Source organism: Parvibaculum sp., from assembly GCF_030651915.1.
Classification (GTDB): domain Bacteria; phylum Pseudomonadota; class Alphaproteobacteria; order Parvibaculales; family Parvibaculaceae; genus Parvibaculum.
In genome coordinates this window covers 319,252-332,754 of sequence record NZ_JAUSBV010000005.1, presented here as the reverse complement: position 1 = coordinate 332,754, position 13,503 = coordinate 319,252, and the positions used below count along the sequence as shown (strand labels likewise).

The 13,503-nt window shown below is 60.6% G+C and carries 11 protein-coding genes; 10 read left to right on the top strand and 1 reads right to left on the bottom strand.

All coding sequences use genetic code 11. From position 1 onward, the window contains the following. The first annotated feature begins 25 nt into the window (after positions 1-25). Both Q7V31_RS05905 and Q7V31_RS05900 read left to right on the top strand, forming a co-directional pair. Positions 26-682: an OmpW family protein gene (locus Q7V31_RS05905; RefSeq protein ID WP_304733048.1), complete on the top strand. Its 657-nt coding sequence runs from the start codon at positions 26-28 to the stop codon at positions 680-682. Positions 683-879: 197 nt separating this feature from the next. Further along, a complete protein-coding gene (locus Q7V31_RS05900; protein WP_304733046.1) occupies positions 880-2,385 on the top strand; it encodes an NAD(P)/FAD-dependent oxidoreductase in 1,506 nt (501 codons plus the stop codon). Here Q7V31_RS05900 and lpxC read toward each other — a convergent pair. Further along, a complete protein-coding gene (gene lpxC / locus Q7V31_RS05895; protein ID WP_304733044.1) occupies positions 2,382-3,272 on the bottom strand; it encodes a UDP-3-O-acyl-N-acetylglucosamine deacetylase in 891 nt (296 codons plus the stop codon). The two genes, Q7V31_RS05900 and lpxC, sit on opposite strands and share 4 nt — an antisense overlap. Positions 3,273-3,369: 97 nt before the next feature. Between lpxC and Q7V31_RS05890 the strand changes: the two genes are divergently transcribed. The 8 genes from Q7V31_RS05890 (at position 3,370) to Q7V31_RS05855 (ending at position 13,501) form a co-directional block, all read left to right on the top strand. Then, a complete protein-coding gene (locus tag Q7V31_RS05890) occupies positions 3,370-5,202 on the top strand; it encodes a glycosyltransferase family 2 protein (RefSeq protein ID WP_304733042.1) in 1,833 nt (610 codons plus the stop codon). Between the two features lie 37 nt (positions 5,203-5,239). Further along, positions 5,240-5,824, top strand: coding sequence for a GNAT family N-acetyltransferase (locus tag Q7V31_RS05885; protein WP_304733040.1), 585 nt, complete (start codon positions 5,240-5,242; stop codon positions 5,822-5,824). Positions 5,825-5,845: 21 nt separating this feature from the next. Continuing rightward, positions 5,846-6,643 (top strand): SDR family oxidoreductase, encoded by a 798-nt coding sequence (locus tag Q7V31_RS05880; protein WP_304733039.1) that lies wholly within the window; start codon positions 5,846-5,848, stop codon positions 6,641-6,643. Positions 6,644-6,949: 306 nt separating this feature from the next. Next, the gene (locus Q7V31_RS05875; RefSeq protein WP_304733037.1) at positions 6,950-8,311 is read left to right on the top strand and encodes an LTA synthase family protein; all 1,362 of its coding nucleotides are present in this window, start codon (positions 6,950-6,952) and stop codon (positions 8,309-8,311) included. Further along, positions 8,308-9,648, top strand: coding sequence for a capsule biosynthesis protein (locus Q7V31_RS05870; protein ID WP_304733036.1), 1,341 nt, complete (start codon positions 8,308-8,310; stop codon positions 9,646-9,648). Before Q7V31_RS05875 ends, Q7V31_RS05870 begins: the two co-directional genes overlap by 4 nt. A gap of 93 nt (positions 9,649-9,741) precedes the next feature. After that, positions 9,742-11,619 (top strand): ABC transporter permease, encoded by a 1,878-nt coding sequence (locus tag Q7V31_RS05865; protein ID WP_304733034.1) that lies wholly within the window; start codon positions 9,742-9,744, stop codon positions 11,617-11,619. Further along, positions 11,616-12,275 (top strand): ABC transporter ATP-binding protein, encoded by a 660-nt coding sequence (locus tag Q7V31_RS05860; RefSeq protein ID WP_304733032.1) that lies wholly within the window; start codon positions 11,616-11,618, stop codon positions 12,273-12,275. Before Q7V31_RS05865 ends, Q7V31_RS05860 begins: the two co-directional genes overlap by 4 nt. Next, positions 12,272-13,501, top strand: coding sequence for a hypothetical protein (locus tag Q7V31_RS05855; RefSeq protein ID WP_304733030.1), 1,230 nt, complete (start codon positions 12,272-12,274; stop codon positions 13,499-13,501). The genes Q7V31_RS05860 and Q7V31_RS05855 overlap by 4 nt, the downstream gene beginning before the upstream one ends. Positions 13,502-13,503: the final 2 nt, after the last annotated feature.

Sequence of the window (13,503 nt, the reverse complement as noted above, 5' to 3'; positions counted from 1 at the left end):
GATGCCGCCTCACGGAGAAGCTCACATGAAACTCACGACGAAATCCCGCACAGCTGTTGCGGCACTGGCCCTCGGCATGGCCGCCGCCGGTCTGGCGGCACCGGAAGCTCAAGCGCAGCAAGGCTTTAGCGGCAAGTCGGCCGGCGACATCATGGTCCGCGCCCGCGTCATCGGCGTCATTCCGGATGAGGATGCCTCGGTCACGATCCTGGGCGGCTCGGTCGACGCCTCCAACGAATGGGTGCCGGAAATCGACTTCACCTATTTCGTCACCGACAACATCGCGCTGGAGCTGATCGCGGCCACCACGCGCCACGACGTCTCGCACAATATCGCCGGCAGCCTCGGCAAAGTAAGCCTTCTGCCACCGACACTTACGCTCCAATACCACTTCATGCCCAAGGAGCGTCTGAGCCCCTATGTCGGCGCCGGCGTCAATTACACCTTCTTCTACAACGAGGACGCGCCCGGCGGCGCCGTCACCTCGATCGACTACGATGACAGCTTCGGCTGGGCCCTCCAGGCCGGTGTCGACTACGCGGTGACCGACAACTGGTACGTCAACGCCGACATCAAGAAGATCTTCCTCAGCACCGATGTGTCGATCAATGGCGGCGCCATCATGGCCGATGTCGATCTCGATCCCTGGATCGTCGGCTTCGGCGTCGGTTACAAGTTCTGAGGGGCAGGCGCCCGCGCCCTTTTCCGGTCTGCCCGGTCACCCCACCGGCGGTCCTCATCTGGAAAAGGCGCGGGCGTCGCGCCGTTCTCCGTGTTGAACTCCCTTGCACCCTGATATAGACGTTAGGGCACGTACCCTAGGACGTGCACAGCGTCCGGGCGGGCGGTGAAAGCCGTTTGAAAACAAGGGAGAAGCGCGTGTCGCAGCAGTCGGTCAACACCATCCTTTCCGGCCCGCAGGTGAAGCAGCGGCCGCTCAGCGTCGCCATTCTCGGTGCCGGCGCGGCCGGTCTCTGCATGGCGATCAAGCTGCGCAACGCCGGCATCGACAACATCACCATTCTCGAAAAAGGTCCCAGCGTCGGCGGCACCTGGCGCGACAACACCTATCCGGGTTCGGGCTGCGACGTGCCTTCGATGCTCTATTCCTACTCCTTCGAACCGAAGGCGGACTGGAGCCGCAAATTCGCCGGGCAGGCCGAAATTGTCGATTATTTCGAAGGCGTTGCCCGCAAATACGGCCTGATGCCGCATATCCGTTTCAACACCGAAGTCACCGAAGCCCGCTTCGACGAGGAAGCCGGCCTCTGGCGGATCCGCACCGCCACCGGCGAGGAATTCGCCGCCAATGTGCTGGTTTCCGGCGTCGGCCAGCTCAACCGCCCGGCCTTCCCGAAGATCGACGGCCTCGACAGTTTCAAGGGCGCGGCCTTCCATTCGGCGCGCTGGGACCATGCCGTTGATCTTGCAGGCAAAAACGTCGCCGTCATCGGCAATGGCGCCAGCGCCATCCAGTTCGTGCCCGAGATCGCGCCGAAAACCGGCAAGCTCACCATCTTCCAGCGCACGCCCAACTGGTGTGTGCCCAAGGCGGATCGCCCCTTCACCGAGCGCGAGAAGAAGCTTTTCCGCGCCTTTCCGCTGCTCGTCCGCGCCCAGCGCTGGCTGACCTGGATCATGCTCGAACGCAACTTCCTGGCTTTCACGCAAGGCAGCTGGTTCGGCAAACTCTTTGAAAAGGCCTCGAAAAAGGAACTCGAAGCCCACATCAAGGATCCCGAGCTGCGCCGCAAGCTGACCCCGGACTATCCGGCCGGCTGCAAGCGCATCCTCTTGACCAATGACTGGTTCCCGGCGCTCGCCCGCCCCAATGTCGATGTCGAAACCAGCCATATCGCGCGCGTAAGCGAAAACGCCGTCGTCACCGAAGACGGCGTCTCGCATCCCGCCGACGTCATCATCTATGCGACCGGCTTTGAATCGACCGATTTCCTGGCCCCGATGAAGGTCGTCGGCCGTGGCAATGCCGATCTCAACGAGGTCTGGTCGCGCGGCGCCGAGGCCCATCGCGGCGTCGCGGTGGCCGGATTCCCCAATTTTTTCATGCTCTACGGCCCCAACACCAATCTCGGCCACAACTCGATCATCTTCATGATCGAGTGCCAGGCCAACTACATCACGCAATGCGTGCAGGCGCTGCAAAACGGCAAGCTGCGCTATATCGACGTCCGCAAGGAAGCGATGGCGGAGTTCAACGCCGCGCTACAGAAGGACATGCAGAAGACCGTCTGGGCCGCCGGTTGCTCAAGCTGGTACAAGACCGCCGATGGCAAGGTCACCAACAACTGGTCGAGCTTCACCGCCAGATACTGGTGGCAGATGCGCCATCCCGATTTCGCCGAATACGCGCTGGTCGGAAACTAGGAAGCCTTCAGTTCCGCCGTTTTTTCGGCCTCGATCGCGCGCAGCAGCGCCCGGTTGTGCTTGTGGTTGGAACAGAACGCCGTCACCTTGCCGATGATCGGCCCGCCGCCCAGCGTCAGGTCGCCGACCAGATCGATGATGCGGTGGCGCAAAAACTCGTCGGGGCTTTTCAGGCCGCCCTTGTTGAGCACGCGGTCCTTGTACATCAGCAACGCATTGCCGAGCGACGCCCCGCGCACCAGCGGGATCAGCCGCAGCTTGCCCAGAATGAGCGCCGGCCAGATAACCGAAAGAATGCCGTAGGTTCGCGCATAGCAGATCTCGCGGCGGAAACTTTCCGGCGTCACCTCGCCAGCCCAGTGCTGCGTCCCCCAATAGGGCAGCTCCAGCGTGTAGTCGATCTCGAACCGCTCGCTTGGCTCGATACGCAGCGAAATCCGGTCGTCGGTAACTGTCAGGGATTGTTCGATTTTCCGGAATTGCCGCGGCGCCTCCTGTTCCTCGCGGCCGGCCGCCGCAATCGCCTCGATCAGCGGCGCCGCGCTGCCATCCATGATCGGCACTTCCTGTCCGTCCATCAGCACGGTCGCATTGTCGATCTCGAGCGCAAACAGCGCCGCCATCAGATGTTCGATGGTCTGGAACTTGGCGCCGCCCGGCGCCTGCATCATGGTGCAGCGGGGAAAATCGACGCAGTTCCGCCAATCCGCCTGCAATTCCGCGCCCTTGCCCGCCCGGTCGCTGCGGCGGAAGCGAATGCCCTGACCGGCCGGTGCCGGCATCACCGTCACCTGCGTGCGGCGGCCCGTATGCAGGCCGATACCTTCGAAGGTGGCGGGCCCTTGCAGGGTGCCTTGCCGGCTGCTGAAAAAAGGAGGGGCAGTCATGCAGGAGATTCCGAATTAAAGCCTTTGTCCGCCGGTCGCTTTGTCGCATTCTCGGCGCCGCTCAATCTACAGCACTTTCAACGACTTGCCCTTCATCATGCCATTGTTTGACCGCGCCGTCGAAGCCTTGGAAACCGTCGCGCGCATGGCTTTCGCGCGTGCGCGCCCTGTGCGGGCGCTGGAACGGTTCCTCGCGGCCCATCGCCCGGAAAGCCTGCCGGCGGACGAGGCAGGCCTCTGGGCCGAACCCCTGCCGCCAGCGCAGCCCGCGCTCGTTTCCATCGTCATCCTGACTTTGAACGGCGGCGAAATGCTGCGGGCGCTGTTTGCCTCGCTTGAGCGATTCAACACCTGGCCCGACATCGAAATCATCGTCATCGATCACGGTACGGATAATGAGACAAAGGACGTCATTGCCGCGGCATCCACGCAATTTCACATCCGCCACGTCAAACCCGGACGAAACTACAGCTTCGCTTTCTCCTGCAATCGCGGCGCCCAGATTGCCCGGGGAGAGATCGTGCTGTTTCTCAACAACGACATCGAGTTGACCGAAGATGCCATCCCGCCGGTCGTCGCCGGCGTTCAGGCGACGGGCGGCCTTGTCGGCATCAGGCTGGTCCGCAAACAGCCCGGCGGCCGGACGATGCCCCGGCCGCATATCGGCGTGCGTTTCCGCTGGAATCTGCGGCAGGGCTGGACGGCGCCCTATGACGCCATGCCTGGCCCGCGCGATGCGCTGCGAGCGGCGCAGCCATGCCGGATGCCCGCCGAAACCGGAGCGGTCCTCGCCTGCAACCGCGCCGAATTCCTCGCAATGGGCGGCTTCTGCGAGGATTACCTCTATGCCTATGAGGATGTCGATCTCTGCCTGAAAGCTGCGGCGCGCTTCGACCGGCCGTCGATCGCGCTCAACAACGTCGCGGCCGTACATCTGATGGGCGCGACGCGGATCAAACGCGCCAATTTGCGCCGGCGTATCCGCTGGCATCGCCACAGTCGCGCCGTCCTCCGCGCCCGCTACGGTTATCGCAACCGCCGGCTGGCCTGGCTCGGGCTCTTTGGCGCCGCCGACGGCTTCGATTGGGGGCGCAGGCCCGCCATTGCCGTTCTGGCGGACAAGGCCGACGAGGCGGCATCCCGGGCGGCAGCGTCGCTGGCGGAAAGGTTCGGCGAATTCGCAACGCTCAAGCAACCGGGTTTCGGCCAATACGACCTGTTTGGCTACGATCTGGTCCTGTCGCGCCTTCCGCGTTTTTCCTTCGCGCATGCGCGCAATCTCGGTCCGATGGCGCTCAAGCTGGGCTGGCTCGGCGCCGATGACAGCGATTGGGCCGATAACGCGGCGGCCTACGACATCTTGATCGCCGATGATGAAGGCGCCGCCGCCCGATGGGCCGCGAAGCTCGGCCGGCCGGTTGCCGCGATCGGCACACGCCGCCTCGGCGACGCCTTGCGCGACATCGTGGCCGGTTTCCTGCGCGAGCGGTTGCGGGTTGTCGTGCTTGTGCCGGAAAGCGGATCCGCCGTCGCAACCAACCTCTGCAACGCCTTGATTTCTGCCGGTCACGCGGTTCGCGTGGCCAAGGCGCAGGCGCGCCGGCAGCCGGTGTCGATGCGCGACGATGTGGCGATCTGGCTCGCGCTGCCCGGCATGTCGGCGCTTCCGGCCGACACGATCCATGTCGCCGCTTTCGGCAAGGCGCCCGGCGCCGGCTTTTCCGGCGATATCCGGGTGGAATCCCTTGGCGCGGATTTCCCGGCATGGTTTGATCGGCTGATGTCGCAGATAGCGGATTGTCATGAACGGCGCATGGCCGGGCCAGTCGATCTGCCGCTTGAGGATTTGAGCGGCACGGATGATGCCGCGTCGGCCTCTGTGTGGCGGGCCCGCCACGATCCGACGGCGTATTTGATCGGCCTGTCGTGACAACCGCATTTTCTGCAACGGGGTGAAGACATTGGGCATGGATGTGAGACTTGGAACCGCGACGGATCTCGACGATCTCGTCCGGTTTCTACTGATGGCGGGGGAGGGGTTGTTCGAATATCTGTTCGACGACGCCTATCCCGGGCTGACGGCGCGCGATGCGCTGGCCCTTGGCGTCGGCGATGCCGAAAGCCCTTATCATTTCGAGAACGCCTATCTTGTCGAATCCGACAACCGTGTCGTCGGTTGTCTGATCGCATTTCCCGCCGAACAGGTCGGGCTGCCCGAACTCGCCTACAGCGTTTTGACGCCCGATCGTCTCGATCCCGTGCGGCCCTTGTTCGAAGAGCATGTTCCGGGAAGCCTCTATATCAATACGCTGGCGGTCGATGAATCCGTGCGCGGCCAGGGTGTCGGCGGCCTTTTGCTGGATTTTGCCGCCGAACTCGCCCAAGGCGCCGGCTGCACCAGCATGACGCTGCATGCCTGGGGCGACAACGAGACGGCGCTGAGCCTCTACAACGCGCGCGGCTTCGAATGCGTCGACAAGGTCGAGATACCGCGAACCGCCAAATTGCGGCATGACGCGCCGATGCTGCTGCTTCAGTGTCCGGTTGCCTGAGTGGCGATCTGGAGGCGCCCATTGGACAAGCCAGATGTTGTGGTCATCACGGGCGCCGGCGGCGGGATCGGTGCCGCTTTGGCGAATGCCTATGCCGCGCAAGGGGTTACGCTCGGGCTGGTCGGGCGCGATGAAGACAAGCTCCGCCGGGTCGCCGACGCCTGCCGGGCAAAAGGCGCAGAAGCCGCAATCCTCCTGGCCGACGTCACCACGCCGGAAATCGAAGAGGTTTTGCGGACCTTCGACGCGGCACACCCGATCGATCTGCTGATCGCGAATGCCGGCGTCACATCCGGCATTTCGGACGTCGACGGCCTTGAACCCTGGGATACGGCGCGGCGTGCCGCCGAAACCAATTTCATGGGTGCGCTGCGGACAATTGCGCCGGTCGCCGAGCTGATGGTCGCTCGGGGGCGGGGTCAGATCGCCGGTATCGGCTCGCTTGCGGCGCTTGCACCCTTGCCCTTCAGCCCCGCCTACAGCGCCTCCAAGGCCGGCTTGGAGACTTATGTTTTGGCGCTCCGGCATCTGCTTGCCCCGAAAGGGGTCAGGCTGAGTATTGCGACACTGGGCTATGTCGAAACCGATATGAGCGGGCGGTTGAGCGGCCCGAAGCCATTCCAGATCTCGCCGGCCGAGGCCGCCCTCAAGATCAAGGCCGGTCTGGCGCGGAACAAGGCCAGAATTGCCTACCCCGTTGTTTTTGCTATCGGAATTCGTTGTCTCAACATCTTGCCAGAGTGGCTTGTGCGCTTGATCCTGCCCGCCTTTGCTTTTACGATTTCCCGCCAGGGGGCCAATACTGATCGTCTGGGTTAGGTGTTTTTTGGCTTCCACGGGGGACGTTCGATGATCGCCGGTCTTGCCGGGCTTTTCACGGCCCTTGCCGCAGTGTTGATCCTTGAGCGTTTTGTCAGACCGCAGCGGCGTCGAACGCCGATCCTGCACAGGGTCGGCCTGCTCGCGGCGATGCCGCTGATTCTGTTTTATGTTTCAATTCTCATGGTGACCTACCGGCCGGTTTTCTCGGCGGCTTTTGTCATCATCGTCTTTCTCGGCATTGTCGTCGTCAACAACGCCAAGGTCCGCGAACTTCGCGAGCCGCTCGTCTATTCCGATTTTGCCTTGCTGCGTCAGGCGATCGCCCATCCGCGCCTGTATGTGACCTATATCGGCCCATTGAAAGTGGCGGCTGTGATTTTCGCCGGCGCATTGGCGATCGCAGCGGGCTTGATCTTCGAGGCGCCGATTCTCAGGAGAGACGAGGCCACCGAATGGATGCCGACACTTGCCTATAGTCTGGTCTTCTTCGGCGCAATCTATGCCATCACACGAGGGCCGCTCAGAAACGAATTCAGGCAAATTCTGAAGGAATTCGGGCCGTCGACCGACGTCAAGGAAGACGTTGACAAGCTGAGCCTCGTAACGACGCTGATCTTCTATTTCTTGATAGCCGGTGAAAGCGAAGAGGCGACCGCGCGTTCGCAGAAGAATGAGGACGAGGATCGCGCGCGGCCTTTCGGGCGATCCAATTCGCGACCTTCTGTGGTCGTGGTGCAGAGCGAGTCGTTCTTCGATGCACGCCGCATCATGGCGCAGGCACCAACCGGATTTCTGAAGCACTTCGACCGCATGGCTGCAGAGGCGCGATACTGTGGGCAGCTACGCGTCCCGGCCTGGGGTGCAAATACGCTCAGAACCGAGTTCGCTTTCCTTTCCGGCATTCCGGACGAGGCGATGGGTGTCGATCGCTTCAACCCATATCTCGGCTATTGCGCTAAACCGGTATGGACGATTGCATCCTACCTGCAGAGCATCGGATACCGCACTGTTTGTATTCATCCCTTCCACAAGTCTTTCTTCCGGCGTGATAAAGCTTATCCGCATCTCGGGTTTGACGAATTCATCGACATAGCCGCGTTTGAAGAGGCAGACCGCATAGGGCCCTATACGTCGGATGCCGCCGTAGCGACGAAAATCGAAACGCTTCTCAAGGAAACAACGCAGCCTCTCTTCGTATTCGCGATAACGATGGAAAATCACGGTCCATGGGCGAAACCGCGCATTGAAGTGCCGGAGGAAATTCGTGCGGCGGCGCCCGTCCGGTCAAAAGCTGTTTTGCAGTATCTCAGTCATCTCCAGAACGCCGACAAGATGATTGGACGGCTAAGGAAAGTTTTGCAGGAGATGAAAGGAGACGCGGTTTTTTGTTTCTACGGAGATCATCTGCCAAGCTTGCCCAACGCGTTCCGGACGATCGGTTACGATGATCCCCGGACCGACTATTTTGTCTGGCGCAAGAGGGCGCGGAGCGACACGCGCGCCGTGAATGTCAGCGCCGATGCGCTGAACCGTCTCTTGCTCGAAACCGTAGCTGTGGCGTTGACCGATGCCGATGCAAGAGCTTTGGCAAAGAATGAACGCGATGTGCCGGAGCAAGGTAGCGACGACAGGAGAGATGAAAGGCGCGCGGGAGAGTCTCGATGAGCCGTGTCTTCCTCTTTCTTCAGGGAAACAGTAGCCATTTCTTTCTGGCGCTCGGACATGCATTGGTCGATCGCGGTTACCATGTCAGGCGCATCAACCTATGCGGCGGCGACCGTTTCTTCTGGGGTGACTGGAATGCCGTCGACTATCGCGGCGCGCCGGACGACTTTGCAGCTTTTGCACGCGACCTGATTGTCGCGGAGGGTGTCTCCGACATCATCATGCACAATGACTGCCGTCCGCTTCATCGCGCAATCATAGATGCGATCGATGGGATGGTGTGCCGTACCTGGGTGTTCGAAGAGGGTTATATTCGCCCGCACTGGCTCACTTTGGAAGAGGGCGGGATCAACGGTTATTCGCCATTGCTGCGCGATCCGTCTTTGCTTTCCGGTCATGGCGATGGTGACGTGCCGGACGAACCGGGCTTCGTCTCTCTCGAGTCGGCCATGCGTCGCCGCGTCATCTATGATTTCCAATGGCAGATATGGAATTATCTGGGATGGCTGCGCTATCCCAAATACCGAACGCACCGCCCATTTCCGATTTGGGCGGAGTATGCGACATGGGTGCGTCGGCTGGTCACCCTGCCGTTCCGCGGTCGGCAAGCCAGGCGGACGGTCGATTGTCTTGCAAAGGGACGTGATCCCTATTTTGTCTTTCCAATGCAGCTCGACAGCGATTCGCAGGTGCGGCTGCATTCTTCCCACCCCGATATGACGTCGGCGCTGGAATATGTAATAAGCAGCTTCGCGTCTCACATGCCTGCGCCGTGTCGGCTCGTCGTCAAGGCCCATCCACTCGACAATGGTTGGACCAATTTTCGTCGGCGGGTTCGCATGCTCGCTGGTCGGTACGGCATATCGGACAGGGTTGACTACGTCGACGGGGGCGACCTGCAGGCGCTGATCGGCAGCGCGCGGGGCGTTGTGACGTTGAACAGCACGGTCGGTCTGACTGCGCTTGGTCTTGGATGCCCCTTGATTTGCCTTGGCACGGCCATTTTCGACAGGCCGGGGCTGACGTTCCAGGGAGGACTGGACCAGTTCTGGTCATCGGCGACGACGCCCGACAAGGGGTTGTTTGCGGATTTTCGGCGGCAGCTTTTGACGCGGAGCATGATCAATGGCGACTATTACACGCCGATGGGAATTCGGCTTGCCGTCGCAAATGCGATCGCTAGATTCGAGGCGGTCGGACAGGATCGCGTCGATACAGTCGCGAACGTGGCGTCCGATGTGGTGATACACGGCCATCGAAGCAGGGTGGTCGTGGCCGATCAGGTGCCGGCGCCGGACAACGCGCCGCAGTCGATTGTTACGGCTGGCCGCCTTTGACGGCGCTTGCCGCGGGCCGATCCGCCGTATTCGCGCCGGGACGAGGGTGCATCGTATGCTGATGGCCAATGGGAAGTGTGAGCAGCCGGCGGTATGCCGGCCATGCTCACGAGAGACAGGCGGATCTATCCGGTGAGTTTGAGCGTTGTCGACCAATCGTCGCGTTCCGTTCAGGCGGAAGAGTTCTCGCGGGCCTATGCGGCTGGCGAGGAAGATGCTGCCATCGCGATTGCCGTGACGGCACTTGAAGGCGAGACACCATTTATTCCGCCGTTCGAGAGTTTGTGGTGGCTCTGCGGCGAACTGGTTGCGCGACGGCGTTACCGTCTCGGCCTCGAACTGACGGAACAGGTTTGGAAACAGGGATATCGCGGCTGGCGCGCACTCTATTTGCGCGGCGTCTTTCTGGCTCTGTGTCGCGAAATTGAGCCGGCCGCTGAAATTCTCGACGCTGCTCGCCGGGAAGCGCCTGCGGGCCAAAGACATGGGATTGCGTTGATCGAAGCCCGATTGCGGGCGATGGCCGGGCAGACCGCCATTGCGTTGGCGCTATTTGATGAGCATCTCAAATTCGATCAGGTGAGCGAACGCGAAGTGGCGGCGGCGTTGCGCATTTCACATCGAGAGGGCCGGAAAGATCTGGTCATTCAGTGGGCCGAGCAGGCCAACCGTATGTTGGGGGCAACGGCCGCGCGAACACGCCTCCTTGCGGAAGCGTATTTCGAAGATGGCGAGTGGCAAAAGGCACGAGCGACGGCCGAAGGCGGCATCCGTCTTGACCCGAATGATATAGTGCTCGGGCGGATCGCCGCTCGATGTGCCTACCGCGAAGGTCGTATCGCGCCGGCAATTACGCGGCTTGAAGCGCAGCTCGCCCTTGATGATGCATGGGTCGAGGGCAAGATCCTCCTGTCTCGTTGCCTTGTCAAAGGCGGCCGTGACAAGGAAGCGCGTCGAATTCTGAAGGAAATAGGCGCTGCCTCCGAGTATGAGAACGAGCGGCGCGAATTGCTTGCACGGCTGCGCAATGCTGGCGCCGACGACATGCCGGAGGCGGTGCCGCCCGGGACACCCAGAAAGAAGCGCGGGAAAAGACAGGACGTTCTTCAGGATCCTGAAGTCAAGAAGATCATGTCGAACATGCCGGCCGAATTTGTGCCGCGCTGGACGCCCGAAACGCTGGCAGCGCGCGGAAACCCGTTAACGGCCATCAAGCGGCTATCGCATTCGGTGCGAACCCTGATGCTCCGCGAGATGATGGCCAGGTTCGGGCGACACGAACTCGGCTATCTGTGGGCAGTCCTGGAGCCGATGATGCACGTGCTCGTCATCTCCCTCATTTTCTACTTCATCCGCGCCCGCGATTCTCTGGGCATGAATATGGTCCTGTTTGTGACGACCGGCGTGGTCCCTTTGTTCGTCTATCTCAAGACCTACAATCAGTTGACGAATGCGCTGAAGCAGAACCGGCCGCTCTTGAACCATTCGCGCGTGCAGCCGATGGATATATTCTTTGCCAGGAGCATTCTTGAGCTCTTTACGCACATCTTCGTTCTGATCCTGTTCGTCACCTTCATCTATGTGTTCGTGGACAAATACACGTTCGGTAGTGCATTGTCGGTACTGGTCAATCTGTTCGGCCTCTGGATATTCGGCATTGGAGCGGGGCTCGCGCTCGGATCTCTGGCTGTGTTTGTCGAATCGATAAAGAACATCATGGATGGGCTGAACCGTCTGCTCTACATCACCTCGGGCGTTTTCTTTACGCTCGACATGATGCCGGCGTCGGTCGCGCAGTACATGGCCTATAATCCCCTTTTGCATTTTGTCGATGGCGTGAGAGGTAATTTCAATCCTCTGATGGGCGGCACCCGCGTGGACATCGTTTATGCATTCAGTTGGGCTGTGGCCATCCTCGCGCTTGGGTTGCTTGCGGATCGCGCACTTCGAAGCCGGGTTCTGGATCGATGATTCACCTGATCGACGTCGAAAAACATTTCAACACCGATGTCGGCGTTCGCCAGGTGCTGCGCGAAACTCGACTTTCGATTCCGACCGACAAGCGTGTCGGTGTGCTCGGTCGGAATGGTGCAGGAAAATCGACTCTGCTCAACATGGTGGCGGGTGTGGATCAACCGTCGTCGGGCATGATCGTACGCGAGAACGCCCGCCTGTCATGGCCTCTTGGCTATGCCGGCGGCTTTCACGGCGACCTGACGGCACGGGAAAACATCTCTTTTGTCGCGCGGCTTTATGGCGTCGACTACGAGAAAACCTTCGACCTCACCGAAGATTTTGCAGAAATCGGCAGCTATGTCGATATGCCGGTGCGGACCTATAGCGGCGGCATGAAATCTCGTTTGGCGTTTGGTCTCAGTCTCGCTATCAAGTTCGATTGTTACCTGATCGACGAAACGATCGGCGCCGGTGATCGCTTTTTCCGGGCCAAATCGCGCCAGGTGTTTCTCGAACAATCGAAGGGTGCGGGCATGTTGCTGGTTTCGCATAGTGAGGCCACCATTCGTGAGTATTGCGAAATTGCCCTCGTTCTCTTTGACGGCGTTCTGGTGCCATTTGCCGACATCGAAGATGCGATCGATTTTTATATGAGAAGGTGCGCACCATGAATTCTCCGTTCGGCAAAGATCAATTCGAGCGGCTGGTCCGTCCCGGAGGTCCGTTGGACCGCTTCAACGAGTTCACCCGGCAGAGGGCACGGCCATTCGTCGAACGCGAGCTTGCGGCCGTTGTAAAGCTCGGCGTTTCGAAGATTCTTTTCGCATGCATGGTGATTGTGCCGACGGCCCTGGCTTTCATCTATTACGGGTTCTGGGCATCGGATCGCTATGTGTCGCAGTCGTTAATGACGGTGCGGACCGCTGATTCGCAAATTGCCACGGCGGTCGGCGGACTGCTGGGGTCGATCGGCGGCACGAATACGGGACTCGTCGACGGCTATGTCGTTGAAGCATACATCCAGTCGCGTGAAATCGCCCGGAAGATCGATGAAGCCATCGATCTGCGATCGATCTATATGGCGCCGGAGGCAGACATATGGTCGCGGCTGAGCGCCGATGCCAGCTTCGAGGAGTTTTTCCAATATTATCTGAGCCGGATTGACGTCTACTTCGACAGTACCGCCAATGTTGTACACCTCGACGTCCAGGCCTATCGCCCTGAGGATGCCAAGCGGATTGCGGCGGCGATCATCGAAATAAGCGACGACATGGTCAATCGCATCTCTCAGGAGTCGCGGTCCGATGCGCTGCAATTCGCACTCGACGAAGTGAAGCTGGCGGAAAACAGATTGAGAGACAATCGCATGGCCCTCTACAGATTCCGCGAGGAGCACAGTGATCTCGATCCGGTGCGTTCCGCCGAAGCCATCGGCGGCATCGTTGCAAGCCTCGAAGGAGAGTTGTCGCGGTACAAGACCGAGTTGGCATCGCTCAGGAGCTATATGCGCGAGGACAGTGCACAGATCGCAGGCGTCAAGGCTCGCATTGCCGCCATCGAACAGCAAATGCAGGCGGAGCGCGGCCGGTTGACACGAAACGAGGACCTGCCGGGAACGACCTATTCGGATCTGCTGGCCGGCTATGAACGTCTGCTCATCGAAGAGGAGTTCGCGCGATCGGCCTACACCTCCACCGTTTCCGCACTGGAATTGGCGCGCGCCGACGCGGGTCGCAAGCAGGCCTACTTGGTGGCGTTCGTTGAACCGTCCTTGCCGGATGATCCATCCAAGCCGGAACGGTTGCTGATTATCCTGTCGTTTCTGGCCTGTGGCCTGTTAGCATATGGGCTGCTTATGTTGATCGGGGCCGCTGTCAGGGAGCATGCGCGTATATGAGA